The 24,796-nt window shown below is 63.1% G+C and carries 29 protein-coding genes, 2 tRNA genes and 1 pseudogene; 11 read left to right on the top strand and 21 right to left on the bottom strand.

All coding sequences use genetic code 11. The annotated features are described in order from the left end of the window. Nucleotides 1-11: 11 nt before the first annotated feature. Nucleotides 12-788, bottom strand: coding sequence for a cyclase family protein (locus tag I6F35_RS11920; RefSeq protein ID WP_225117862.1), 777 nt, complete (start codon nt 786-788; stop codon nt 12-14). Between the two features lie 204 nt (nt 789-992). Here I6F35_RS11920 and I6F35_RS11915 point away from each other — a divergent pair, with 204 nt between their 5' ends. From I6F35_RS11915 to I6F35_RS11890, 6 genes are all read left to right on the top strand, one after another. Further along, nucleotides 993-1,232 (top strand): hypothetical protein, encoded by a 240-nt coding sequence (locus tag I6F35_RS11915; protein ID WP_225117861.1) that lies wholly within the window; start codon nt 993-995, stop codon nt 1,230-1,232. A gap of 300 nt (nt 1,233-1,532) precedes the next feature. Continuing rightward, a complete protein-coding gene (locus I6F35_RS11910) occupies nt 1,533-3,941 on the top strand; it encodes a phosphoketolase family protein (RefSeq protein ID WP_225117860.1) in 2,409 nt (802 codons plus the stop codon). A gap of 8 nt (nt 3,942-3,949) precedes the next feature. Further along, a complete protein-coding gene (locus tag I6F35_RS11905) occupies nt 3,950-5,131 on the top strand; it encodes an acetate/propionate family kinase (protein WP_225117859.1) in 1,182 nt (393 codons plus the stop codon). Between the two features lie 175 nt (nt 5,132-5,306). Further along, nucleotides 5,307-5,654 carry a hypothetical protein gene (locus tag I6F35_RS11900; protein WP_225117858.1) on the top strand — a complete coding sequence of 116 codons (348 nt, stop codon included), beginning with the start codon at nt 5,307-5,309 and terminating at the stop codon, nt 5,652-5,654. Nucleotides 5,655-5,909: 255 nt separating this feature from the next. Next, nucleotides 5,910-6,068: a hypothetical protein gene (locus tag I6F35_RS11895; protein ID WP_225117857.1), complete on the top strand. Its 159-nt coding sequence runs from the start codon at nt 5,910-5,912 to the stop codon at nt 6,066-6,068. Between the two features lie 189 nt (nt 6,069-6,257). Continuing rightward, nucleotides 6,258-6,584: a hypothetical protein gene (locus I6F35_RS11890; RefSeq protein ID WP_225117856.1), complete on the top strand. Its 327-nt coding sequence runs from the start codon at nt 6,258-6,260 to the stop codon at nt 6,582-6,584. A 54-nt stretch (nt 6,585-6,638) separates the two neighbouring features. On the opposite strand, the gene I6F35_RS11885 is transcribed toward I6F35_RS11890, so the two are convergent. Then, nucleotides 6,639-6,938 carry a hypothetical protein gene (locus I6F35_RS11885; protein ID WP_225117855.1) on the bottom strand — a complete coding sequence of 100 codons (300 nt, stop codon included), beginning with the start codon at nt 6,936-6,938 and terminating at the stop codon, nt 6,639-6,641. Between the two features lie 116 nt (nt 6,939-7,054). On the opposite strand from I6F35_RS11885, the gene I6F35_RS11880 reads away from it, so the two are divergent. Next, entirely contained in the window at nt 7,055-7,516 is a 462-nt protein-coding gene (locus tag I6F35_RS11880) for a cupin domain-containing protein (RefSeq protein ID WP_225117854.1), read from the top strand. A gap of 404 nt (nt 7,517-7,920) precedes the next feature. On the opposite strand, the gene I6F35_RS11875 is transcribed toward I6F35_RS11880, so the two are convergent. The 7 genes from I6F35_RS11875 to I6F35_RS11845 all read right to left on the bottom strand — a co-directional run bounded on the left by I6F35_RS11875 (nt 7,921) and on the right by I6F35_RS11845 (nt 14,488). Further along, the gene (locus tag I6F35_RS11875) at nt 7,921-10,698 is read right to left on the bottom strand and encodes a winged helix-turn-helix domain-containing protein (RefSeq protein ID WP_225117853.1); all 2,778 of its coding nucleotides are present in this window, start codon (nt 10,696-10,698) and stop codon (nt 7,921-7,923) included. A 326-nt stretch (nt 10,699-11,024) separates the two neighbouring features. Then, nucleotides 11,025-11,567 carry a DUF992 domain-containing protein gene (locus I6F35_RS11870; RefSeq protein WP_225117852.1) on the bottom strand — a complete coding sequence of 181 codons (543 nt, stop codon included), beginning with the start codon at nt 11,565-11,567 and terminating at the stop codon, nt 11,025-11,027. A 190-nt stretch (nt 11,568-11,757) separates the two neighbouring features. Continuing rightward, nucleotides 11,758-11,834 (bottom strand) — tRNA-Pro (locus tag I6F35_RS11865). A gap of 63 nt (nt 11,835-11,897) precedes the next feature. Next, nucleotides 11,898-12,380, bottom strand: coding sequence for a DUF192 domain-containing protein (locus I6F35_RS11860; RefSeq protein WP_225117851.1), 483 nt, complete (start codon nt 12,378-12,380; stop codon nt 11,898-11,900). 117 nt (nt 12,381-12,497) lie between these two features. Beyond that, nucleotides 12,498-13,163, bottom strand: a complete 666-nt coding sequence (locus I6F35_RS11855) for a cold-shock protein (RefSeq protein ID WP_225117850.1) — start codon at nt 13,161-13,163, stop codon at nt 12,498-12,500. A gap of 195 nt (nt 13,164-13,358) precedes the next feature. Next, nucleotides 13,359-14,117 carry a Sir2 family NAD-dependent protein deacetylase gene (locus I6F35_RS11850; RefSeq protein ID WP_225117849.1) on the bottom strand — a complete coding sequence of 253 codons (759 nt, stop codon included), beginning with the start codon at nt 14,115-14,117 and terminating at the stop codon, nt 13,359-13,361. Between the two features lie 122 nt (nt 14,118-14,239). Then, entirely contained in the window at nt 14,240-14,488 is a 249-nt protein-coding gene (locus tag I6F35_RS11845) for a hypothetical protein (RefSeq protein WP_225117848.1), read from the bottom strand. 196 nt (nt 14,489-14,684) lie between these two features. On the opposite strand from I6F35_RS11845, the gene I6F35_RS11840 reads away from it, so the two are divergent. Beyond that, nucleotides 14,685-14,870 (top strand): hypothetical protein, encoded by a 186-nt coding sequence (locus I6F35_RS11840; RefSeq protein ID WP_225117847.1) that lies wholly within the window; start codon nt 14,685-14,687, stop codon nt 14,868-14,870. Between the two features lie 59 nt (nt 14,871-14,929). Here I6F35_RS11840 and I6F35_RS11835 read toward each other — a convergent pair whose 3' ends face one another. The 4 genes from I6F35_RS11835 to I6F35_RS11820 form a co-directional block, all read right to left on the bottom strand. Further along, nucleotides 14,930-15,298: a hypothetical protein gene (locus I6F35_RS11835; protein ID WP_225117846.1), complete on the bottom strand. Its 369-nt coding sequence runs from the start codon at nt 15,296-15,298 to the stop codon at nt 14,930-14,932. Nucleotides 15,299-15,635: 337 nt separating this feature from the next. Next, on the bottom strand, nt 15,636-15,824 hold the full coding sequence (locus I6F35_RS11830) for a hypothetical protein (RefSeq protein WP_225117845.1): 189 nt from the start codon (nt 15,822-15,824) through the stop codon (nt 15,636-15,638). A gap of 671 nt (nt 15,825-16,495) precedes the next feature. After that, nucleotides 16,496-16,708 carry a hypothetical protein gene (locus tag I6F35_RS11825; RefSeq protein ID WP_346283155.1) on the bottom strand — a complete coding sequence of 71 codons (213 nt, stop codon included), beginning with the start codon at nt 16,706-16,708 and terminating at the stop codon, nt 16,496-16,498. A 124-nt stretch (nt 16,709-16,832) separates the two neighbouring features. Further along, on the bottom strand, nt 16,833-17,024 hold the full coding sequence (locus I6F35_RS11820) for a hypothetical protein (protein WP_225117843.1): 192 nt from the start codon (nt 17,022-17,024) through the stop codon (nt 16,833-16,835). Between the two features lie 143 nt (nt 17,025-17,167). Here I6F35_RS11820 and I6F35_RS11815 point away from each other — a divergent pair, with 143 nt between their 5' ends. Continuing rightward, nucleotides 17,168-17,620 carry a VOC family protein gene (locus tag I6F35_RS11815; protein ID WP_225117842.1) on the top strand — a complete coding sequence of 151 codons (453 nt, stop codon included), beginning with the start codon at nt 17,168-17,170 and terminating at the stop codon, nt 17,618-17,620. 324 nt (nt 17,621-17,944) lie between these two features. Beyond that, on the top strand, nt 17,945-18,586 hold the full coding sequence (locus I6F35_RS11810; RefSeq protein WP_225117841.1) for a glutathione S-transferase: 642 nt from the start codon (nt 17,945-17,947) through the stop codon (nt 18,584-18,586). Between the two features lie 5 nt (nt 18,587-18,591). Here I6F35_RS11810 and I6F35_RS11805 read toward each other — a convergent pair whose 3' ends face one another. Both I6F35_RS11805 and I6F35_RS11800 read right to left on the bottom strand, forming a co-directional pair. Beyond that, on the bottom strand, nt 18,592-18,837 hold the full coding sequence (locus tag I6F35_RS11805; protein WP_225117840.1) for a hypothetical protein: 246 nt from the start codon (nt 18,835-18,837) through the stop codon (nt 18,592-18,594). Between the two features lie 51 nt (nt 18,838-18,888). Then, nucleotides 18,889-19,146: a PilZ domain-containing protein gene (locus I6F35_RS11800; protein WP_225117839.1), complete on the bottom strand. Its 258-nt coding sequence runs from the start codon at nt 19,144-19,146 to the stop codon at nt 18,889-18,891. 225 nt (nt 19,147-19,371) lie between these two features. Between I6F35_RS11800 and I6F35_RS11795 the strand changes: the two genes are divergently transcribed. Then, nucleotides 19,372-19,446 (top strand) — tRNA-Glu (locus I6F35_RS11795). Nucleotides 19,447-19,581: 135 nt separating this feature from the next. On the opposite strand, the gene I6F35_RS11790 is transcribed toward I6F35_RS11795, so the two are convergent. The 6 genes and pseudogenes from I6F35_RS11790 to I6F35_RS11770 all read right to left on the bottom strand — a co-directional run bounded on the left by I6F35_RS11790 (nt 19,582) and on the right by I6F35_RS11770 (nt 24,374). Next, nucleotides 19,582-19,767 (bottom strand): hypothetical protein, encoded by a 186-nt coding sequence (locus tag I6F35_RS11790; protein WP_225117838.1) that lies wholly within the window; start codon nt 19,765-19,767, stop codon nt 19,582-19,584. 242 nt (nt 19,768-20,009) lie between these two features. Further along, nucleotides 20,010-20,282: a tRNA 5-methylaminomethyl-2-thiouridine synthase gene (locus I6F35_RS11785; protein ID WP_225117837.1), complete on the bottom strand. Its 273-nt coding sequence runs from the start codon at nt 20,280-20,282 to the stop codon at nt 20,010-20,012. Between the two features lie 42 nt (nt 20,283-20,324). Then, nucleotides 20,325-21,035: a Crp/Fnr family transcriptional regulator gene (locus I6F35_RS11780; RefSeq protein ID WP_225117836.1), complete on the bottom strand. Its 711-nt coding sequence runs from the start codon at nt 21,033-21,035 to the stop codon at nt 20,325-20,327. A gap of 268 nt (nt 21,036-21,303) precedes the next feature. Continuing rightward, complete coding sequence (locus I6F35_RS11775) at nt 21,304-21,471, bottom strand: hypothetical protein (RefSeq protein WP_225117835.1); 168 nt, start codon at nt 21,469-21,471, stop codon at nt 21,304-21,306. Between the two features lie 184 nt (nt 21,472-21,655). Further along, nucleotides 21,656-22,273 carry an autotransporter outer membrane beta-barrel domain-containing protein gene (locus tag I6F35_RS40150; protein ID WP_346283157.1) on the bottom strand — a complete coding sequence of 206 codons (618 nt, stop codon included), beginning with the start codon at nt 22,271-22,273 and terminating at the stop codon, nt 21,656-21,658. 38 nt (nt 22,274-22,311) lie between these two features. Further along, nucleotides 22,312-24,374 (bottom strand): annotated as a pseudogene (locus I6F35_RS11770) (autotransporter outer membrane beta-barrel domain-containing protein). Nucleotides 24,375-24,796: the final 422 nt, after the last annotated feature.

The following is a 24,796-nucleotide window of genomic DNA, read 5'->3' as shown; positions in this document are numbered from 1 at the left end:
CGCGAGAGGTCTCAGCTCTCCAGGATCGCCACCGCGCGCGTCCAGCCCGCCGAGGCGCGCTCGATCTTCACCGGGAAGCACGACACCATGAAGCCGGTCGACGGCAATAGTTCGAGATTGTGCAGCTTCTCGAGGTGGCAATAGCCGATGTGGCGGCCGGCCTTGTGGCCTTCCCAGATCAGGCCCGCATCCCTGGTCTCGGCATATTTCTTCGCGGTGTAGACGAACGGCGCGTCCCAGCTCCAGCCGTCGGTGCCGGTCAGCCGCACGCCGCGCTCCAAAAGATACATCGTCGCCTCATAGCCCATGCCGCAGCCGGAGACGACATAGTCCTGCCGCCCGTATTTGGCCCCGGCGCTGGTGTTGACCACGACGATCTCGAGCGGCTTCAAGGTATGACCGATGCGCGTCAGCTCCGCCTCGACATCCTTGGCGGTGGCGACATAGCCGTCCGGCAGATGCCGGAAGTCGAGCTTGACGGCGGGCTGCAAGCACCATTCCAGCGGCACCTCGTCGATGGTCCAGGAACGCTCGCCGCGGTTCATCGTGGGATGGAAGTGCCAGGGCGCATCCAGATGCGTGCCGTTGTGGGTGGAGAGGTTGACCTGCTCGACTGCCCAGCCCTGGCCGTCAGGCAGCTCCTCCGCCTTCAGCCCCTGGAAGAACTCCAGCATGCGCGGCAGACCCTGCTGGTGATCGATATACTGGATGGTCGGGTGATTGCCCGGCGGATCGGCGGGCACATCGTTCTGCAGGGGAACGGAGATGTCGATCAGTTTGCGCGGCATGGAGTTTCCTCTCGCGATTTCATCGATGAATTCTGGAGCAGGACGCTGGCCTCTGCAACGTGAGCCGGGCTACGGGCACTGAACTCTTTGCCATCATCGGGCGGCACCACACGCGGCAGCGCGGCATTTACCAATGGTTAGCTTTACCGATGTTGCCACAGGAACGTCATTCACCAGCCTTCATTGACGTGCACAGGAGTGCCGATGAAGAACGAGCTCGACACCATCGACCGGACGCTGGACGAGATGCTTGTGAACCTCGGCACCATCGTTCTCAAGCTTGCCGCAGTGTCGAAGACCGCGGCTGAGCGGCGCGCGCTGGCCCAGTCCGTCCATCAATATACCGTCTGCGCCGAGCGCTCGAGCGATCCACGCGTCCAGCGCCTGCGGGCGGAACTCGAGGCGACCCTTCAGCCTCCAGTGAGATTGGTCTCGAGCCGATAGCGCCGCGCCGCGCATGACGTCTGGCCGCAGACGCTGATCAAAAGCGCGGCATCGCAGTTTCGTCAAACGCCTCCGCTATAAACTGGCACGTCCCGCGCCGGAACGGCGCCGATCCGCGCTCGTTGTCGTCGAACCGATGGCGCGGAGCAAGCGCGTACATGCGCGAATGGTCTCGGGGTCGGGGATTGGCCGAATGCGGTTGATTTGGCTCAACACCGGAACCGGGCGGGAATGGACAGTGGCGCGTCCGCAAAAGCCGTCACGACTGGCAACGTCGCCCAGGAAACAACGAGGCGTTCAATGCAAGATGCAAGCAGCCCGTCCGCCATTCTCGATCGCACCGAACTCGATCTGCTTGATCGCTACTGGCGGGCCGCCAACTACCTCTCGGTCGGCCAGATCTATCTGCTCGACAATCCCCTGCTCCGCGAGCCGCTGCGCAAGGAACACATCAAGCCGCGCCTGCTTGGCCATTGGGGCACGACGCCGGGTTTGAATTTCGTCTATGCCCATCTCAATCGCCTGATCAAGCATCGCGATCTCAACGCCATCTATATCTGCGGCCCCGGCCATGGCGGGCCCGGCATGGTCGCCAACACCTATCTCGAAGGCACCTACACGGAGATCTATCCTGACATCACGCGCGACGTCGAAGGCCTGCGCAAGCTGTTTCGGCAATTCTCGTTTCCCGGGGGCATCCCGAGCCACGCCGCCCCGGAAACTCCAGGCTCGATCCACGAAGGCGGCGAACTCGGCTATGCGCTCGCCCATGCCTATGGCGCGGCATTCGATAATCCGGATCTCCTGGTTGCCTGCGTCATCGGCGACGGCGAAGCCGAGACCGGCCCGCTCGCCGCCTCCTGGCATTCGAACAAGTTCCTCAACCCGGCGCGCGACGGCGCGGTGCTCCCGATCCTGCACCTGAACGGCTACAAGATCGCCAACCCGACCGTGCTCGGCAGAATGAGCGACGAGGAGATCCGCCATCTGTTCTCAGGCTTTGGCCATGAGCCGATGTTCATCGAGGGCGACGATCCCATGACGATGCACCGGCAGATGGCAGCCACCCTGGACGCCGCGACCGATCGCATCCGCGCCATCCAACAGGCCGCGCGAGGCGGCTCGCCATCCCAGGCGCGGCCGCGATGGCCGATGATCGTGCTGCGCAGCCCGAAGGGCTGGACCGGGCCGAAGGAAGTCGATGGCCTCAAGGTGGAAGGATTCTGGCGCGCGCACCAGGTGCCGATTGCCGAAGTCCGCAGCAATCCGGGCCACCTCGCCATACTGGAGCAATGGCTGCGCAGCTATCAGCCGGAGATGCTGTTCGACCAGCACGGAATGCTTGTACCGGAATTGCAGAGGCTGGCGCCGGAAGGCGCGCGGCGAATGGGCGCCAATCCGCATGCCAATGGCGGGACGCTCAAGCGTGAATTGGAACTGCCCGATTATCGCGACTTTGCCATCGAGGTCGCCACTCCCGGCGGAGTCATCGATGAAGCCACGCGTACGATGGGAAAATTCCTGCGTGACGTCGTGAAGCGCAACGAGAGCACCCGCAACTTCCGCATCATGGGTCCGGACGAGACCGCCTCCAACCGGCTCGATGCCGTGTTCGAAGCGACCGATCGCGTCTGGATGGAGGAGATCGAGCCCTACGACGTCCACTTGTCCCGTGACGGCCGCGTGATGGAGGTCTTGAGCGAACATCTCTGCCAGGGATGGCTCGAGGGTTATCTGCTCACCGGGCGGCATGGATTGTTCTCCTGCTATGAGGCGTTCATCCACATCGTGGATTCCATGTTCAACCAGCATGCCAAATGGCTGAAGGTCTCGCGCGGCCTGCCGTGGCGACGCCCGATCGCCTCGCTGAACTATCTGCTGACTTCACACGTCTGGCGACAGGATCACAACGGCTTCAGTCACCAGGATCCGGGCTTCGTCGATCTCGTCGCCAACAAGAAGGCGGATATCGTCCGCGTCTACTTCCCGCCGGATTCCAACTCGCTGCTCTGGATCACCGACCACTGCCTGCGCACCTACGACCGAATCAACGTCATCGTGGCCGGCAAGCAGCCCGCGCCGCAATGGCTGACGATCAAGGAAGCCGCGGTGCATTGCGCGGCCGGTATCGGCGAGTGGGCGTGGGCCGGAACGGAAACACCAGACAGCGAGGTCGATGTGGTGATGGCCTGCGCCGGCGACGTGCCGACACTGGAGACGCTGGCCGCGGCCGACATTCTCCGCAAGCAGATCCCCACTCTCAAGATCAGGGTCGTCAACGTCGTCGACCTGATGGCGCTGCAGCCGCGCGAGCAGCATCCGCATGGCCTGACCGACCGCGACTTCGACACCCTGTTCACCCGCGACAAGCCGGTGATCTTCGCCTATCACGGCTATCCGTATCTGATCCACCGCCTCACCTATGCGCGCACCAATCACTCCGGCTTCCATGTGCGCGGCTTCAAGGAAGAGGGAACGACGACCACGCCGTTCGACATGGTCGTGCTCAACGAGCTCGACCGTTTCCATCTGGCCATCGAGGTCATCAACCGCGTGCCGGGACTGGCGGCGTCCGCGGCCAGCGTCAAGCAGCATTGCCTCGACCGCCTGATCGAGCACGGCAAATATGTCCGTGAGCATGGCGAGGACATGCCCGACATCCGCGAGTGGTCCTGGCCGTATGGCACGGCCGCAAACGCCGGCGATTGACGGCCAAGATGCCGGACGCCCTCCTCGTCCTCAACGCAGGCTCGTCATCGATCAAGCTGGCGCTGTTCGAGAGCGGCGGCTCCGGCGATCCCGCGCTGCCGTGCAAGGGCATGCTCGACCATCATCAGCACGAGCCGCAGATGATCGTGAAGGATCTCAAGGGCAACGTGCTGTTCGAGCGGCACGCCGCGGCCGAAGCGGACGACGAGGGCTTCTTCGCCGATCTCCTGCGCTGGATCGACGGATTCCTCGCGGGCGGAAAACTTGTGGCGGTCGGTCACCGCGTCGTCCATGGCGGCCTGAAATTCTTTGAACCGGTGCAGGTGACGCCAGCCATCCTGCAGGCGCTGCACGAACTCACGCCGCTTGCGCCCTTGCACCAGCCGGTCTGCCTCGCGCCGATCGAGGCGATGCAGAGGCTGCGGCCGGACGTGCCGCAAATCGCCTGCTTCGACACCGCCTTTCACCATGGCCTCGCGCCGCCGATGAGCCGCTTTGCGCTGCCTCGGCATTTCGAACAGGAAGGCATGCGCCGCTACGGCTTTCACGGGCTCTCCTACGAATTCATCGCCCGCCATTTGCGCGACATCGCGCCGGAAATAGCTGCGAAGCGGGTCGTGATCGCCCATCTCGGCAGCGGCGCCAGCCTGTGCGCGATGCGCGATGGACGCAGCATCGACACCACGATGAGCTTCACCACGCTGGACGGATTGATGATGGGCACGCGCTGCGGCGCGATCGATCCCGGCCTGCCGCTTTACCTGCAGCAGCAGCGCGGGCTTTCAGCCGACGAGATCGAGCACGTGCTCTATTACGAATCCGGATTGCTCGGCGTCTCCGGGATCAGCGCCGACGTGCGCGTGCTCGAAAACAGTGACGATCCCCGTGCAGTCGAGGCACTGGAACTGTTCGCGTTCCGCGCGGGCTCGGCGATCGCCGCGATGGCCCACAGCCTGGGCGGCCTGGACGCGATCATCTTCACCGCAGGGATCGGCGAGAACAGCCCCGAAGTGAGAAGGCGGATCTGCGCCGGTCTCGGCTGGCTTGGCGTGGAACTCGATGAGCAGGCCAACAGCGCCGATGAACTCAGGATCGGCGCCAGGACTGCGCGTGTCGCAACCCTGGTGGTCCCCACCGATGAGGAAGCGGCCATCGCTGCGCACAGCCAGGCCCTGATTACAAATCGTTGAGAATGATGAACGGCATCGCCGGCACTCGCGCAGCCGCGAGCCGGCCCGACGCTTCGCGCCAAAGAATTTGATGAGCACGATCACACCGCGCGGGATCGCAATGCCTACTTTTATTTGTGCCGAGGCTGGCCGAATGGACCGGCCCGCGCTGTTTCGCGAAGACAGGAGTCTCGCCATGAAGAAACTAGCCCTTCTCTGCCTCGCCCTCTCCGTCAGCCTTTCGACCACCGCAGCGTTCGCGCGCGGCGGGGGCGGCATGGGTCACAGTATGGGATCCATGGGGATGCACGGAGGCATGCCAACGAACAGTGGCCTGCCCATGAGCGGTGGTCTTCCCGTGACCGGCGGCGCGTTTGGAACCAGCCCCTCTGCACCCGGCACCAATTCGCTCGGGACTGCGCTTTCCACGTCGGGTATTGCCAATGGTCCGCAGAAAGGTCCGCTGCTTGGCACCGATCCCTCGCTCGATCCCGAAGAGGCCAAGGTCGAGAAGATGATCGGATCGATCTGCCGCGGATGCTGAAGCGACCGCAGATAAGCCTGTTCCCCCAATCGGCCGCCTTCCCTGACCGGACGGATGACTTTGGTGTGGCCGCCGAATGGAACAGCCGAGCCGCCGCACCGAAGTTAAGGTTGATCGGTTAGGTTAAGATCAGGATTGTGTTGAGCGCGGTGGCCGCGATGGTAAAGCGAGTCCACTATACGAGATCTCCGGCCTACGACCCAACCGGGCTGAATCGAACTTTCTTTTTCGAGAGCCAGGATTGCAGGTGACATCATGTGGAACGGCCGCAAGAACGCAGTCATCGGGCTCAGCGCGCTATTCGCATTCGTCCTGCTTGAATTGTGCGCGGCCATCGCCGCGATCGGCGCGGTGCTCGAACTGGCCGTCGGAATCGACGTGCCGGTTCTACCGTTTCTTACGTCAAACGATTAAGGCATCTGCGCGTTTCAGCGCAAACGCTCTGAAAAATTCCACCAGTCTGACGGTCGCGGTGTCACTGGGACGGATGATCTGACGTGCGATTTGGTAACCGCGACCGTTGCCGACGAACCCAGACGCCGCCTACTATGCTCCAACTCGGCAAGCCGCGCCGCGAATTCTTGAATTCCTTTTGGAGTCCCAATGTTCAGAGCCGCCTTGATAATTCTGCCGTCGCTCGCCTCAATGATTGCTTCGGCCGCCGCCCAGCCTGCCGCCCTCACCTGCAGCGGCTCCCTGCTGGAGCCGACCGGATTTGCGCCCTCGCCAAAAACCGCGACGCTTGCCCTCGGTCCGCCGGTTTCGATCGATACGGGCAATGGCCCGCAGCGCGCTTCGCTCGTCAGCAACAATAGGCTTCAGCTCAAGTTCAGGACCAGGGATTTCACCGGCGAGTACTTCCACTACACCGGTGATCTGTTCCTGATCTACCGATCAGGACATCTCGCCCGGTTGATGTGTCGGCGCTGACCACGCCCGATAACATTCGGCGACGCTGTCGTTGCCGGCTGATATCTGCCGCGGCTACTTTTGATCCGGCTCGCCCGAGCCCGTGATCTGCGCGCGGTGGTGTTTCCACATCCCGTAAGGCGCGAAAACATAGCCCAGCAGCGCCCAGCAGATCATCCATGCTATCGCCAGCCACTCGGGCAACTGCACCCATGTTCTCGCAAAGAGCGGGAGGAACATTCCAGCAAGCCAGACGAGTGCAAACCTGAGGGCTTTGCCCCAACCGAGGTTGTTCGAGATATAAGTCCAATAAGCTCGCAAATACTCGCCAAGATCCCGCATTTCCTCAACCTGCCACACAATTGCCCGCCGCAACGCTAGCACCTCCCCGATTGTTGCCGCCAGCTACAGACTTCACCTCCCTGAGCCCGGCATTTTGCTGGATCGTGTACACTGGCGCATGCAAGCTCGGTCAATCGCAGGAAAGACTCATGCCAAAGATCGATATTGCCGCCGTGCCGAAACGCAAGGGTTCGGGCTATCCGCCGCCATTCGATGCGCCCTGTGCCGGACGCGTGCGCCAACGGTTGGGCAATGCCGGCGGGCTCGCCGACTTCGGCGTCAATCTCATGCACCTGCCGCCTGGCGATTGGTCGAGCCAGCGCCACTGGCACTCGCATGAGGACGAATTCGTCTATGTGCTCGAAGGCGAGCTGACGCTGATAGAGGATGACGGCGAGACAGTGCTGCGCGCAGGCGATTGCGCGGCGTTTCCGAAAGGCTCGGGCAACGGCCATCACCTGATCAACAAATCAGACGCCATGGCGGTCTATCTCGAAGTCGGTTCGCGCTCGCCGGCCGACGTTACCGTCTGCTCGGACGTCGACATGATGAGTTCCAACGCCGACGGCCGGTTCGTGCACAAGGACGGCGCGCCCTACCCTGCGCTTTAGCGCAAGAAACCGTCCGAAAGTTCTATCAATCCGCGCATACGGGTACGGTCTGTCCCCATTTGGGGACAGCGCCCGGCCGCGTTATTCCCTAGTTCTACGGCCACCGTGCCTAGGTACTTATTCCTCTATTCTTAGTCGATATGTGTGTTTGAATGTTAATCAAGAGTTGTCGTGTGATTTCAGCCGGGGCTCTGCGCAAAAGAGTCCGGATGATGACCCAACGAATTGCCGAACTTCACAATCTTCGCGAACGGGTTCTGGCGGCAGAAGCCAGAGCGCTCACCAGCCGGCGAAAGAGAGCTCGCGAAGCACGGCGGACGGCGCGGGTTGTCAGCGCATCGCTCACCCGCTGCAGGCTGACAGGCCAGCCGCTGTAGCCTCGGTGCGCACGTCGCACCAGGACTTTAATCAGTCGAAAGCTGAGCCATCAAGGCTTTTGCGCTTCTCAGGTCCGATATCTCGAAACCCTCGGTGAACTTTGCGTACACGGAGGCCAGCATGTGATGGGCCTCGGCGGGACGGTCCTGACTGGCTCGCAATCGTGCAAGGCTGATTGCCGTCCTCAGCTCCCAAAACGGCGCGCCCTGGCTGCGCGCCACCTGGAGTGATCTGTCGAAGGACTGCTCGGCGGCGGCGACGGAACGATATTCGCCGGCTTTGAGCAGCAGCTCGCCTTTGATGCGCAGCAGCTCGGCCTGGTACCATAGCTCGTCCCTCGCCTCGCAGCGCGCCAGCGCGTCGTTGGCAGCGGCAAGCCCCTGCGCGACTTCGCCGGCTTCGCCGAGATAGCTCGCAAGTTCGCCAAGAGGGAGCAGGAAGCGCGGCAGGAACCGGGCTTCGCCCGCCACTTCGAGCGCCTTTCGCAGCACCGGCAACCCGGTGGCAACGCCGCCGCTCCGTGCCATCACCATGCCCCGGAAGGCGCGCGCCCACAAATTCCACAGCCGGATCGGGTGCCGCTCGGTATGCTCGATCAACAGCACGCAGTAACGTTCGGCCGCATCGAGGTCGCCGGCAAGGAACGTGATCGGGCAGGCGCCCTGCCCCAGCACGCTGCAGAATGTCAGGGCGTGCCCGCTCGCTCGGCCCTCCTCGATGTTGCGCTCGACCACGCGCAATGCCTGGTCGGCCAACCCCATGAGCCACAGGATGCGAGCCTGGAAATAATGCGCCGATACCCGCAGGTCGAAGCGGAAGCGGATCACCTGCGGCTTTGGCAACAGATCCGAGAGGCGCGACAAGGTCCGCGTGATGTGATGATGCGCAAGGTTCTGGTCGCCGAGATAATGCAGCGTGGTGGCGAGAAGCCGGTCAGCCATCATCAGGTCGACGGAGTTGCTCGAGCCGGCCGCGACCTCGGCGAAGCGATGCGCGAATTCCAGCGCCTTGCGAATCTCGCCATTGTTGAACTGATCGATGCACAGCCCCCACAGCGCGCGCAGCAAGTAATCGGTGTCACCGAGCTGCTCCGCGAGTTGCAAGGCCAAGGTCCAGGCGGGACCGGCCTCCCGCGCCCTGCCGACGCCATACATCAGCGACCAGGCTCGCGCCGCCGACAGTTGCATGCGCAGGCGCGCTGCGCCGGCGGCGCCCTCGTCGATCATTGCCAGCGCCAACTCGGTGCGCTCGCGGCACTCTGCGAGCAGCGACAATTGCACCCACAGCGGCACCGCGGCCGCGGTCAAGGCCACGCCGGCCTGCGCATCGCCGTCAGGCGAGAATGCCCAATCAAGGCTGGCACGCACGTTGTCGATGTGCCGGCCGTAGAGGGCAAGCCACTCCGCCTGCGGCTTCAGCTCGCTTTCGGCTTCGGCATTGGCGAACAAGCCGCGATGATATTGCGCGGCGCGGCGGGCGGCGTCGGGATATTCGCCCGAAGCATGCAGCTTTTCCAGCGCGTAAGCCCGCGTCGTATCCAGCAGGCGGTAGTACGGCCGCTCGCCGCGAATGTCGGCGATGGCAAGAGACTTGGCAACAAGGTTGGCAAGGTAGTCGGTGACTACACCGCTCTCGCAATCGCCGGCGACTGCAATCACCGCATCGAGCAAGAAGTCTCCGGCAAATATGCCGAGCCGCCGCAACACGCGTGCCTCCGCCTCCGGGAGCAGATCATAGCTCCAGTCGAGCGTCGCGCGCAGCGTTTGCTGCCGGGGTAGCGCGGTGCGCCGGCCGGTCGTGAGGAATTTGAATCGGTTGTCCAAAAGCGCCGCGATCTTGGGCGGACCAAGCGCCGCCGCGCGTGCCGCGGCAAACTCAATCGCGAGCGGAATGCCGTCCAGGCGGCGGCAAATGGCGGCAACGGCGCCAAGATTCTCCTCGTCGCGCTCGAAATTCGAACCCTGCGCCTCTGCTCTCGTCATGAACAGTTCGACCGAGGTGTGTTCAGAGATCGCGTCCGGTGCGAGCAGAGCCTCAGGCGGCACGTCCAGTGGCTGCACGCGGTACACATGTTCGCCGCCGATGCGCAAGGCTTCGCGGCTGGTCGCAACGATGGTGATGCCAGGACAGCGGCTGACGATCGTCTCCGTCAGCCTGGCCACGGCGCCAATCACGTGCTCGCAGTTGTCGAAGACGAGCAGCAACTGCCGGTCCCCGATCGCACGCGCGATAGCCTCCGCCGAGATATCTTCGCCTTCGAGTTTGATGCCGAGAACGGCGGCAACTGCTGAAGATACGAGTTCGGGATTTGAAAGCGAGGCCAGCTCGATGAGCAACCGGTCGGCCGCGAAGCCCCGCGGCGGCGATCTGGCCGTCTGCAGCGCCAGCGCCGTTTTGCCGATCCCGCCGGGCCCGACCAGGCTCACGACTCGATAGGCTGACAGAAGCTCCCACAGATGGGCGATCGCCGCAGCGCGGCCGATGAGATCGAACGTCGCAGCCGGAATGTTGGTCGACAGCGACAGTTCCGGTGCAGCCGAATGGGACGGGGCATCAACATGCCGGATCCGCCATGATCCCAGCAGGCGATAACCCCGGCCAACCGTCGTGGCCAGCATGTCGCGATCGGGACCAAGGGCCTTGCGGATCGCCGCGATGTGGACCCGAAGCGCACTCTCCTCGACGAATACGCCGCGCCAGACCCGCTGGGTCAAATCACGCTTGGAAACCAGCTCGCCTTGTGCCTGGACCAGTTCCGCAATGATCTCAAAGGCCCGCCCTCCCAGGGGCACGGGTACCCCCATCGACCGCAATTCCCGTCTGGCAAGATCGATTTCCCATCCCGCGCATGCGTAGACGGGGCGCTGGCCTGACCCGGCCGTCATTGGGAGAGCCCCAGGCAATTGCTAAATTTTTCATCCAGGGCAGCAGCCTACCACCAAGCCGGTCGAAAAAAAGCAAGCCCTGGGCATTGAACAAGACCAGGAACACGCGCGCAAAATGTCGCTGGATTCGAACCCCGGGGCCCCGCGGATACATCACCGGAAGCCACCCACCTGCTGCCCGCAACGGCACAGGTGGGCGGCTGAAATCCGCGTTGGCGGGGATGGCACCGCGGACGCGGATGTCGTTACTGGGCCCTCCGCCGTGCGGGCGGAGCGGCCGGCCGCAGCTCCAGGTTGGATATGCCCGCCGCAACGTTCAGGCCTGTCTGCGCCTGCACGGACACCGGCTGCAAGGTGACCGTGCGGTCGGAGCCTCCGACGAGGACGTTGGCACCAACGCCGACGCCAACCGTGCCGCCTGCGGTCGCACCGCCATAGGTTCCCGCCAAAGCCGCCCGGCGCAGCGTGGTCGGCGCAAAAACCGCCCAGGCCAACTGGCCTCCGGACGTCGCACCGATATCGAGGCCGAGCGTGCTGATGGTGCCGTCATAGGCCTCACGCGCCCTGCCTCGCGCCGATGCAAAGATGCAGCTCAGTTGCCGCTGTCCCCCGATCACCATGCCGACACCGGGCGATATGCTACAGGTGAGCGTGCCGACCCTCGTTGGCCCGGGCTGCTGAGGCCCAGGCTGCTGAGCGGTGGCCGGACCGATGCCGAGGACAAGCGCCAGCGCGCATGCGGCGGCAAGACCATTCAGCGTTGTTCTGTTCAGCGTTGTTTTGTTCACGGACGACTCTCCCTCGACGCAATCTGTCTGACGGTGCCCTCAACGCGGACCGGCGCAGCAATGTTCCGTGTTGCTCGCATGCGATGCGAGCATGACGCGCCGCACCAATCCCGCGTGGGCAACCGACCCGCGCAAGAAGCGCGTATCAGGATCGCGGGGAAAAAAAATGCAGCGGATTCAAAAGGAAAGTTGGTCGGGGCAGCTGGATTCGAACCAACGACCTGCAGTACCCAAAACTGCCGCGCTACCAGGCTGCGCTATACCCCGAGTCATCCGCAGGCGATGTCGATACACGGTTAGACGGGCGCCAGCAAGGCGCTCGCCTGCCGCCTATTTGCCGTTGAACAGCGGGTGCGCCACCCGGTCGCCGGGCTGGATGCCGTATTTCTGCGCCGTGCCGGCGACCACCTCCAGCACGCCCTTGGCGAGCCCGCCGGAGGAGATGATCTTGGTCGACAACGGTTCGGTGTTTTCGGCGATGCGCAAGATGCGACCGTCGGCGCGGATGAAGATCATGTCCAGCGAGACGTAGGTGTTCTTCATCCACATCGACACCTGCTGCTCGGGCGAGAAGTCGAACAGCATGCCTTTGCCGTCAGGCAGCTCCTTCCGGTACATCAGCCCCTTCGTCTTCTCCTCCTCGGTCGTCGCCATCTCGACGGAGAACACGTGCACGCCGCTCTTGGTGACGATCTCGAGCGGTTGGAACGTTGCGGCCCTTGCGGCCGGGCTCGCGACCGCACAGAGCAGGAGGACGAGCGAAGCAAACAGGCCAACGAGCAGGCGATGCCCGGCGACGCGATCGAAAGTCATGGCAGCAGCACTCACGGCAAATCAAACCGCGCGGAACCTAACCCGGCGACGGCGGCAATGGCCAGAGGGCAAAGACGGGACACGCGCCATCCGGCTCACGTTTGCGTCAAATGGAAATCAGTGCGAGGAGAGTGCCGAGGGGCCGGTCTCCGGGTGGATCTCCGCGGCCATCATGCCCTTGGAGCCCGGCCCGAACCGCACCAGCACATATTGGCCGGGACGCAGCTCGGTCATCCCGAAGCGGCGCAACGTTTCCATATGCACGAAGATGTCCGGCGTTCCCTCGCCGCAGGTCAGAAAGCCGAAGCCGCGCAGCCGGTTGAACCACTTGACCTGCGCCCGCTCCAGCCCGCTGGTCGGAGTGACCGTGACATGGGTCCGCGGCGGCAGCATCTGCGCCGGATGGATCGCCGTCGACTCGTCCATCGAGACGATGCGGAACGCCTGATATCCCTTCGCGCGTTGCACGCACTCAACCACGACGCGAGCGCCCTCATACGCCGTCTGGTAGCCGTCGCGCCTGAGCACGGTGACGTGCAAAAGCACGTCCGGCCATCCATTGTCGGGAACGACGAAGCCGTAGCCTTTCGAGGCATCGAACCATTTGATGACGCCGGAAATCTCGACGAGGCTGGCCGCAGCATCGCCAAGACCGGAGAAGGCGTCCGCCACTGGATCGCGCGGCGCTCTATCCGAATATTCACCTGGCCCAAGCCTGCCCTGCCCGGCGCCGCCCGATGGCGGCCCGCCGAGCTTCTTGGACTCAAATCCGTCCGACCCCATGACCCCGGACCCCACACATCATCTGCAATCCGTCTCTCTGCGACGGTACCTAACCAGCGCTTGTTGCACGACCGCTCATGACGACGCGCGCGAATCTCGAATCAAAAGATAACACTCCCGCTTGCGGCGCATAGATAAAAAACGAATCCGGCGGGAACTATGAACAGGCTTGCACAACCGCGAATCAATTGAGCATCAATTGCTCACAAACGGCCCAAGCGTCTCGCCGATGTCGTGCCGGATCACGAGATCCGCAATATCGTCCTGTTCGGTCGGCTCGTTGTTGATGATCACAAGCTTGGCACCGCAGTTCTTGGCCATCATCGGAAATCCTGCCGCGGGCCACACCACCAGCGAAGATCCGATCGCAAGGAACAGGTCGCAGTGCTGCGCAAGTTCCGTCGCACGTCGCATCGCGTCCTCCGGCATCGCCTGGCCGAACGAGATGGTTGCTGCCTTGATGGGATCGCCGCAATCGGTGCAATCGGGCGCGCCGCTCTCATCAAAGCGCTGCTTCACCCACGGCAACTCATACGCCCTGCCGCAACCGATGCAGCGGGCATAGGTCGTGTTGCCATGCAGCTCGACCACATGATCCGATTTGAAGCCGCTCATCTGATGCAGATTGTCGATGTTCTGGGTGACGATCGCCGGAACCTTCCCCGCGCGATACAGCGAGGCGAGCGCGCGATGCCCGCGCCCAGGCTTCGCCGCCGCAAAGGTCGGCTCCATCGCAAAGCGTCGACGCCAGGCTTCGTCGCGCACGTCGGAGCTTGCAACGAACTCGTCGAAAGGAATTGGCCGGTTACGCGTCCACAGTCCGCCGGGCGAGCGGAAGTCGGGAATCCCGCTCTCGGTCGAAATGCCGGCACCGGTGAAGGGAACGATGATGGACGCCTCGGCGATCAAATTGCCGAGCGCTTCGACGCCGCTGTGCAGATCTTTTGCAATCACGTGAGAAAGTCCGAGTTGGCCGCGCGCAGTATAGCACGGCCATTCGCAGCGAGGGGATGCGCCTGTAGTTATGCCAGGCACCACGCCACCTTTATCACGCCGCCTTTGTCACGCCGCCTTTGTCATGCCGCCTTGGCGACCGGCTCCTTCGCCTCTTTCGACTCCCTGACCTCGTCGCTCTTCTTCGCCTTCGCGATGGGAGCGGTGTCGGACTTCTTCGCCGGCTTGCCGTATTTGGCAAGCTGCTCCAATTCCGCTTCGAGCTCGGCGCGACGCGCGGCGACCTTCTCGAACAGCTTGTCGGTCGCCTGCTCGCGCAAGCTTGCGAGCTCTTCGATGCTCAGTGAATCCAGATCGATCTTTGCTATCAACGGGCTCCCTAGTTTCGCCTTTGGAGTTTCCTTTTTTGGCTAGCGGTGCCGCGGAAAGGCGACAAGCAGCGCGGGCGCTTTATCCACCGCCTTCGCCGCCCATCATCTGACCACAATCCTGCACCGGCTCCTCCCCATTGGCGCCCCAATGGGAAGGCGAATTCAGCCGGATGACATCCGACCACAGGGATAGGCCATGACCGAAAACGCCATGACCGAGAAGGAAGAGCGGCTTGCGCGTGAACGTGAAGAGATCGCCGCTCGCATTGCGAGCTTCAAGGCGACCCAGCAAAAGTTCGAACGCGAGCGCCATGAATATTACGACGCCACGCTCGGCACCGCCTGGCACGGCTATCAGCGGGAGCCGATCGAGGCCGATTAAGAGCTCGCAGCATAGAGGGAATCAAAAAGGCCCGGGGCGCATCGCCCCGGGCCTTTTTGTTACCAGTACGGTCGCCAGTAGGCCCGCCGATAATAGGGGCCGCCCCAGTAGGCGTAGGGGCCACCGCCGTAGTAGCGGCGATACCCGTAACCGCCGTAATAGGCCGGGTAACCGCCGTAGTACCGATAGCGCGGGTAGTAAGCCGGGTAATAGCCGCCGTAGTAGCCCGGCCCGTACCCATAATAGTAAGGGCTGGACGCTGCAGCCGCGCCCGCAATGAGCGCGCCTGCGGCCAGGCCGAATGCCAAGCCTGGACCGGCGCCGCGCCAGCCCCAACCGCCGCCGCGCCAGTATGCCTCGGCCGGCGAACTCATCGTGGTCGCGCCGAGCGTGGCGACCGTGGCCAAAACTGCGAGTGCCTTCTTCATCCTCGCCTCCTCGTACCTTCATCCGGCGCTCTAACGCAAAAAGCGCCAATTGGTTGCATCTGGCAGGAATGTTGCCGCAAGGGGCCGGCTTGGTCACGCCACAAGAGCGCGAGGCCATGTCTTCGAGCCATGCAAGGAGCCATGCAAGCCGGCCGGATCACCCATGGATCGGGCGCAGGAACAAAACGCGACCTCTGCGCGTATTATGGCGCAGAAGGGGTATGGCCATGCCGGTCTGGCTGGAAATTCTGATCAACATCATCGGCTATGGCGGGTTCGTCGCCATCGCGATGTATCACCGTTCGTCGAGCGGCAAGTTGCCGGAGCAGGACTCCCGTTAGTTCGCCTTCCGCGGCTCACCCGCGGTGCGCACCAGCCGGTCGGCCTTCACCAGCACGCGCCCATCGTCCACCTGCGGCCGCAGCGAAAAGCTGATGGCGACGAAGGCGAGGCAAAACAACAGCCCCACCACCATTACGCGCCGGTGCGTCGGCCTGTCTGCATTGTGAAACGAAGGGACCATCATGGCTCGGGTTCCGCACCTGTTCCCTATGCGCAACCTCCGGTGATCGCAACACGATCCTGCTCTTAACCTAACTGAATAGCGTTATCGGCCGCGCCGAAACGGATCGTTAGGACGTAGCCCCGCGCGGATCGTCATCGCCGCCTCTGGCCGGTTATCCGCAGCAAATCCACAGGCCGCCGCACCGGCTTTTCTGAAACGACTTCGTGATCTTGCTGCGCAGCAATCCACAGGTGCGCACGGCGGCATGCGAATGCGATGCCGGCTCAAATGCTTGTGTAAAGAGGTGAGAGCGGAAACATCAGGCCATCGCAGCGTGGGAACGCTTCCGGTCCTCGCGAATTGAATGAGCATCAGGAAGTGCCGGCAGGACACTCCCCCTGCCACCTGCCGGCTAAAGAAGCCCCGCGATGCCCCCGTCGCGGGGTTTTCTTTTTGAACCTGTTTCCTATGTCGATCGACACAACGGAACTGGGGATTTCAGGGCCCAGTATTTCGCGGCAGCGTCGCCCGGAGAACATACTCCTCTAGGCGACGCTGTTGCTTTTTGAAAATTCAACCTTAAGTTCCAGAGTGAAGCTGGCGGCTCGCGCCCTGAATCCCCAGTCCGTCAGCCTGAAAGCCCCGTGCCCCCACGCGCGGGGTTTTCCCTTTTCGGACTTCACCAGCGTCGCTCACGACGACAGCATGGCGATGATCGACTGCACCTGGGCGGACGCTGACGCGACGAGGCCATCGAAGGACGTTTGGCCGTGGGCCGCGGCCTTCAGGATCGATTCGGCTACCGCTGCCTTGACGCCGAACACGGATTGATCGGCGGGAATCTTCGACATGACCGCTTCCAACGCGGCACGCATGGTCTGGATGAGTTCAGGGCTGTATGGCATCGCGGTCTCTCTCCGCGCGCCAAAATAGTCGGAGCACTCTCTCCCGCCACTCACAAGCCGGAGACTCACGACCATGTGTCGCTGAGTTTACTTAATGAATTCCGCTCCCGAGACTTGCGTCTCGCTAACGGAATACCCACCAGATCAGCGGGCCGCCGAGTCCGACAAGAACGAGAAAACAGAGCGTGAGGCGGCCGATCTTTTGCAGCGTGGTGGCCTGCGAGAAGTCCCGGTCAGGCATGCGCTCCAGTCGGCGCCCCGCGCGACCGAGCAACCCGGCGACCAGTTCGAGCAGGTATGGGACGACGCCATCCATGGCCTCACCCTGGCATAGCCCGTGTTTCCAGTTTGTTACCCGGGAGCCCGTCCGACACCCTGCCCTCCGCAGCCTTTTCTGATATCTAGTCTCGCGAACCGCCCAAAACCAGACGCTACAAAATCCCAGAGGGAGCCAACATCATGCGTTATCTCCACACCATGCTGCGCGTGCGCAATCTCGACACCGCGATGAAATTCTATCAGGACGCGCTGGGGCTGAAGGAAGTGCGCCGGACCGAGAGCGAGAAGGGTCGCTTCACGCTGGTGTTCCTGTGCGCGCCCGAGGATATCGACCAGTTGAAGAACCTGCCGAGCACGCGCGGCGCGCCGCTGGTCGAACTCACCTACAATTGGGACGAGGAAAAGTATGGCGAGGACCGCTACTTCGGTCACCTCGCCTACGAGGTCGACGACATCTACGCAACCTGCGATCGGCTGATGAAGCTCGGCATCACCATCAACCGCCCGCCGCGCGACGGCAACATGGCATTCATTCGCTCGCCGGATCTGCACTCGATCGAGCTGTTGCAGAAGGGCGATCCGAAGCCGCCGGCCGAGCCGTGGCTGTCGATGCCGAACACCGGCCACTGGTAACCTCGCGCAGGCGCCGCGCGTGCGCGGTCACAGCATAAGCGCCGCGATCCATAGCGGAACGAGCCTCTGGGTCGCGCGTTTCCCCACCGACACGAATGGAGGAGGAAACGATGGCAAGAGGACTCTTGCTGTGGCTGCTTGGCGTGCCGATCCCGGTGATCATCCTGTTGTGGCTGTTCTTCGGCCGTTGATCCCACGCGAGCCATGACAACAAAATCAGGTGCCGCTCGGCGGGCCTGATTTTTTGTTTGTCCGGGATGATCACGATCGCGCTTTCTGCTATTCCGCCGTCGACACGAGCAGCAAGGGATGGGAGAGAAACGCGTGGCGGAAAAATATCAACTCACGGTTTGGGGCCGGGCCAACTCGGTCAACGTGCACAAAGTGCTGTGGTGCCTCAGCGAGCTCGAACTGCCCTATCACCGCATCGACGCCGGCATGCAGTTCGGCAAGAACGACCAGCCTGACTATCTCGCGATGAACCCCAATGGCCGCGTGCCGACGCTGGTCGACGGCAGCTACGTGCTGTGGGAATCCAATTCGATCATGCGCTATCTCTGCCTCGCCTATGGCGAGGGCTCGCCGATCTATCCGGCCGCGCCGCGCCAGCGCGCCGGTGTCGATCGCTGGCTCGACTGGACGCTGTCGACGCTGCAGCCGGTCGACCGTCCGGTGTTCTGGGGGCTGGTGCGCACGCCGCCGGAGAAGCGCGACATGGTTGCGATCCAGAACGACGCCGATGCGGAAGCCGAGGTGTGGCGGATCGCCGATGCGCAATTGGCAAGCCGGCGCTTCATCGAGGGCGAGCAGTTCACCATCGCCGACATTGCGATCGGCGCTTTTGCGCGACGCTGGTTCGGCGTCGAGGGCGTCACCAAGCCGAGCCTGTCCAATCTCGAGCGCTGGTTTGCCGAGATCTCCACGCGCCCGGGCTTCGTGCAATTCCTGGCGCCGCCGATGTCGTGAGTATTTTAGCGCCCGCCGATCGCGACCCCGCCGCCAATATCGATGGCGCCGCCGATCTTGATGCAGGTGTCGGAGCCCTCGATCTTGACGAAGCCCGCACCGTACTCTGCGCACGCACCAGGCCGCCCCGCTCTCTTCATCGGAAGCGACTTTGTGGAAGCCGTTGCCTTGCCGGATTTCGGTCGCTTCGGCTGCTCTGCGAGCGCGATGGCCGGCAGCAGCGCGACGATGAGGATCAGCACCTTTCGCATCCGGCCTTCTATCGCATTTTCGGTTCTGATTTCAATCGGAACCAAAATGCTCTAGCCCACGAACTTGACGCCCACGGTCTTGCCGCGGCGCCACACCACCTCGCAGGGCCATCCGCTGCGCGTGTCGCGCGAGAGCGCCAGGCGCAATTTGCCGGGCAGCGTGTTCGGGTCGTCGATCGTAACCTTGGCGCCGGTCGCTGACATGTCCTGCACCACGCACGGCCGCGCGGCGAATCCGCCTTCCAGCGTGATCCAGCCGGGCTGGTGCATCGATTTGCGCGGCTCGCGCTTCTTGCCGTTGAACGCCATGGCCGAGGCCTATGGCATCAGGCTTTACAAAGCGTTGCGGAATAGCCGTGGTTTTTCGGTATCGGCCCTGTACGAGGTCATCCGGGGATGGGTGCAAAAAGGGCCGTTCTGCGGCTTGCCCCCCCATCCAATCACCACTATACGTTCGCTCCGTCGCCGCCATTAGCCGTCGGCGGCCGATCCGGCATATCCTGCGCCTAACGTGCTGATTTGCGGATTGTTTTTGCTCCCTTCGTCTATCGGTCAGGACGCCACCCTTTCACGGTGGAGAGAGCGGTTCGATTCCGCTAGGGAGCGCCATCCCTGCCCCAGCAGGTGGCCAGTCTGCTGCCCCACCGCTGAAGTCAGATCGGCGCCACGCCACGATCCTGCCTCCGCCGCGCAAGCTCGGCCTGTCCGGGACGCCGCCGGCGAACCGCCGCGTAGTGATCGAGATCAATGGTGCTTGCGTCTGCCGCGAGGCGGAACGCGCCGGTCGACCGCGGCGCGGACCTCGTGTGCGCGGCGCATCGCTGCCAGCTCGGCATCCGCGACGCGCTTGCGAAGGGCAAACAGCGCCGTCACTTCGCGCTGAAGATCGGACAGGCTGCTGCTGTTGAGATAAAAATGCGCCTCGGACATCAGAGGCCCGCATGGACGTCGCATTGGCTACCCCTCCCCTGCGAGATGCTGCGAGCATTCCCATGACGGAGAGCTTTTGCAATAACCCATGTGATTCCTGATTTCCGGGTCTCACATCTGAGACGGACTCCTCCCGTCGTTCAGACTGTGCACTCGTGAACAGAAGCGGCGTGGGAGCAGTTAGGCCCACCGGTTTGCGTGAAGAAACGCGTCAAACAAGAATCTAGAGATTGGGTTCTGATTCAACGGGAACCGAACAGGCGCTGGTCGAGACGCTTGGCGGAAGCGCTACCCGCGCCCGAGCCGCAATCGGCAGTCGCAAGCGTGATGTGGAAGATCGTCGTGCCGTCTTCGACCACGTCCAGCGACCAGGCATCGCCCGGTTGCAGCCATCCCTCGATATCGCGCACCAGTCGCAGAGCTTCTCCCCACGCGGTTCCAGCATCAGGCAGATCCATGCCCTCGACGTCGTGGAAGGGTCGCGGCCCGCCAATGTGAAACTGATAGGTGTGCATTTTGCGCCAACGCGAGCCAACCCCTCTCGTTCCGCAAAAGCCTTACTGCTGATGCAGATAAGTGTCGTTGAATCCTCCGATCTCCACGAGCTTCTCGATGTCGCTCAGCTTCACCATGTTCTTTTGAATGTCGAGCACGCCCTCCGCACGAAAGGACTGCAGCACCCGGTTGACATGTACGGCGCTTAGCCCAAGCGCTTCCGCGAGCCTCGATTGCGTGATCGGAAATTCGAACTCGTCGTCGGCCGCCAGCCCGATTGCGGTCAGCCGCTGGCGGAGTTCGGCGATGAGATGGGCCATGCGTCCGGCGGCCGTTCTGGTGCCCAGGCTTACGATCCACTCCCTGAAGACAGCCGCGTCCACCAGCGTTTCGCGCCAAAGCGCCTGCACGATCGACGGCCGTGCTTCGATGAGCTGGTGGACGGCGCGATGCTCGATGAAGCCGAGACGCGCCCGCGACAGCGTCACAATGTCATGATCCATTCGATCCAGGAAAAGGCCCTGCAGGTCGGGCATATCGCCTGCGGGATGGAACGACAGGATCTGTCGCTTGCCGTTCTCCGCCACCTTGGCGCGATAGGCAAAGCCGCTCAGGATCACGCAACAATGCGTGGCGCGTTCACCCTCATGGACGACAACCGTTTCCTCCGCAAATTCTTTGACCTGAACACGCATGGAGCGAAGTGCGGAAACATCATCCTCGCTCAATTTGGAATTGACCCGCAGCCTGCGGATCATCATTTCGCTGGGCATTTTGCAAACCCGGGGCGGGTCCATTTGCGATAGACGCGTGAGAGTTGTCGCCCTTTGCCCCTCAGCGGCAATGGTAAAAGCCTACGCCTCCTTCCGGCGGTTAGCGAGTCATAGTTCCGTAAGCTGCAACGGGCCGGCTGCGCGGGATCTGCCTTCGGCCTGGCACCCATGCAAGTCGTTGAGCGCTACAGCACCGCCTATGATCCGTCCCGCGGAGCCGCGCGATATGTCCTGTTTCGGTTGAAAGCTGCATCGTACGAGCAACCACCTAGTGCTCGGCCGATTCCTCGTTGTGGACGCGCTGGTGTTCGACGGCCAGCGTTCGATAGTGCGCCGCCATCTCCCGATAGTGCGCCCGCGAGATCGGATCCTTCGCCTCCTCCGCGCGTCGCGCGAACATTTCCGCCCGCGTCCGAAGTTCCACAGCGTCGGCCATTAATCTCCTCCGCCCTTCGCCTAACTGGGTTCAATCGAAATATGGTCGCCGGGGTGGCCAATACCAGAGAGACGAAGATTACAGTCAGCTCACAATAGCGCGGCTGACTTGCCTGAGACTGTGGCAGGCAGCCGCGACATGCTCCCGGAACAACCCGGCGCCCCAGCAATCCAAATGTCGCCGATCACCAGACGATGCGGAAGCCGCCGGTGCCCTTGTAGCTGTGGTTCTCGGCGGCGTTCTCGAGGCTCGCGCGATAGGTGACCTCGCCGAACACCGCGTAGCGGCCGCTCGCCCAGCTATAGGTGCCGCCGCCGCCGATGCTGCCCCACAGCCGGCCGTTGGCATTGGCGAAGCCGATGCCGGCGACATCGATCCTGGTGCCGTTGAGGACCTCGTAGTGCAGATTGCCGATCGCGTAGATGTCGGAGCGGACGATACCGGAGCCGTCGTTCCAGATATTCTGATGATTGAGCGACAGCCCGACGCGGCCGAGCAGGCTGTCGGCATTGCCGAGCGCAACCAGCGCGCCGAAGCGATCGGCGAAGGCGTCGAAGTCGACCTTCGAATAGGAAAGCTGCGCCTGCGGCGCCAGCCAGAAGCCGTTGCCGACCGCGATCCGCTTGCCGCCTTCGACGCTGAACGTATAGCCAAAGCCCTCATTGCCATGCGTCATGCTGCCCGCCAGCACCGATGACAGGTCGCTGTGGTAGAACATGGTCTGCGCCTGACCATCGACATAGAAGCCGTCATGGCCGTACCAGGTCGCGGTTGCGCCGACGCCCGTTCCCTCGGCGCGGATGCGGCCGTTGCCGAAGAACGAGCTGACATAGGCATTGGTCAGCCATATTGCGCGGTGAGGCCGACGATCAAGCGGCCGCGGTCGTTCTCGAGCGCAACGCCGTCAAGGCCGGTCTGCGCTTTCAGCTCGTCGGCATCGTAGGTCGAGCCCGTCGTGTTCGAGGGCTGCAACTTCGCCTGACCGCCCTCGATGCGGCCCCAGAACGCCGACTGCGTCCACGAACCGTCCGCGGTCTGCGCCGTGTCGATGCCGGCGCGCGCCATCGCCTCGCCGCCGCCCCAGTAGCGGTTGCCGACGCGCTGCTGCAGGCTCGGCGCCTGGTTCATGCCAAGCAGCACCTGCCCATAATTCTCGTAGAGAGGAACGCCCGCCTGGTAGAGCGGTCCCGCCGGGGCCGCAGGCGGCGGCGCGCCGCCGGACGGCGCTGCCGGCGGATTGACGAGACTTGAACGCAGTACCAGTCGCCATCCGTCGGCGTGCTGACGCCGTTCTTCTGCAGCGTGTAGGCGTAGGCGCCGGCGACGATCGCCTGCTGGCCCTGCAGCACGTAATCGCCCTGCAGCGCAAAGGTGCCGTTCGAGGCGCCGGCGACGTCGATCACCTTGATGCCTTCGACCGTCTGCGCACCGGGGCCGCCGCGATTCAGCACACGCACGGTCGTCGCGCCTGCCGTATTTCCGGTGACCACGAGGCGATCCGTCGCCGAGGCATCGCCGCCCAGCACGGTTTCAAGCTCCAGAGCGCCGCCGTTGCCGGTGTAATTGCCCGCGACCGTCAACGTGCCGATCGAATTGCCGGGAGCGATCACGCCGGCATTCGTTGTGGCGCCGACCGTGCCGATGCCCTGCAGCCGTCCGGCAGACAGGACATTGAGCGTGCCCCCGAGAACGCTGTTGACCGCAAGCGTGCCGGCTTCGACCGAGGTCGTGCCGGTGAAAGCCGAATTGTCAGCGCCGAGGTTGGTCACGCCGCTGCCGATCTGCCGGATCAGGCCACTGCCGGTGACCGTTCCCGCGAAATCCAATTGGTCGGACCGGTTGAAGGCCAGCGTGCCGTTGTTGGCCACATTGCCGATGATGCTGCCCGAAGTGCCGCCGTTGCCGATCTGCAGCGTGCCGCCGGTCACCGTGGTCCCGCCGCTGTAGGTGTTGACGCCGGTCAGCGTCTGCGTGCCGCCAGTGATCGTCAGCCCGCCAGTCCCGCTGATGGCTCCGGCAAACGTGTCGTTCGCATTTGTGATGATCAGGTTCTTTGCGCCAAGCGTGACGATGCCGCTTCCTGCCAGGCTCTGAATATGCGAGCCGGCGTCGCTGATGGCTGAAATATCGAACGTTGCGTTCGCGACCACCCGGCTCGAATTGGCGAGGGCATCAGTGGCAGAGCTTGCGGGGCCCGCCAGCGCAAGTGTGCCCTGCTGGATCACCGTTGCGCCTGTATAGGAGTTGTTGGCACCCAGCGTGAAGGTCCCTGCGCCGATCTTGGTCAACCCGCCGACGCCGCTGAATCCGAGCGCGCGGACCGCGAAGCCGTTGGTATCAACTGTCAGTCCGCCCGCGGCAATATTGGTTTGGTTCATTGCTGAGCCAAAAAAGGCCGAGCTGGTGGCCAACGCTCGGACAATGGCGCTGTCGAAATTCATCTGCCGCGTTCCACTGCCGAAGCTTATCCCCGTCGTCTCGAGGATACCGCCCCTGCTGATGTTGAGCGTGCCGGAACTTCCGGCGTTGTTCCCGAGCCTGATTCCACCTTGAGCGACGACGGTCGCTCCGTTCTCGATGTTGAGTGTACCGGTGCCGGCGTAGCCGACGACCATCTGGGAGCTGGACATATTCCACCGCGATCCGGCTCCCGTTACCGTAGCGATGCCGGTGCCTCCTATGCCCTGGCCAATTCGAAGGGTGGCGCCATTGCTCGTGAGCGTGCTGCCGTTCTGAATCGTCAGGTTGCCCGATCTTCCAGTGTTCACGGCAACGCCAATGTTCGTTGTCGTGGCGGTGACCGCACCGGCGACGCCGAGGATAGTTGGGTTCGGCGAAGTCGAACTAATGTTGACTGAAGTGCCGGCCGGGACTGTTCCACTGTCCCAGTTTGAGCCCGTCATCCAGTCCGAGCTTGTGGCACCGGTCCACATTTGAGCCGCCGCTGATCGCGGCAACAGCGCCGATAGCGCCGCCACCGAGACGCTCATCAGCAACAAGCGACGGAATTCAGTTCGTTTGCGCGCGGAAGATGGTCGAGTCCGATGCGGAGTCATGCCTTCTGTGTGATCCGACTGCGATCGGATCAGCACAGCCCCAATGCATTCGCGCATCGTGCCTCAGCCCCTGATGCCCCGCACCGCGATGACAGGTTGTATTCCCACCTGCGTTCGCGGATTGCGAAATGTTATCGATTGTTATGCTAAATGACTCACGTCAATCCGGTCAACGAACGCGCATATTGTGCCAAGCGGAACAAGGAGCAGTGTGCTCTCCGCGCAACGTGAGCGCGATCGAATTAACGGATCAGCAACCAACCGCCGCG

This window comes from Bradyrhizobium sp. BRP22 (genome assembly GCF_020194175.1).
In the GTDB taxonomy this organism is placed as follows: domain Bacteria; phylum Pseudomonadota; class Alphaproteobacteria; order Rhizobiales; family Xanthobacteraceae; genus Bradyrhizobium.
The sequence above is the reverse complement of the archived record's forward strand: the minus strand, read 5'-3'. Positions and strand labels throughout refer to the sequence as shown.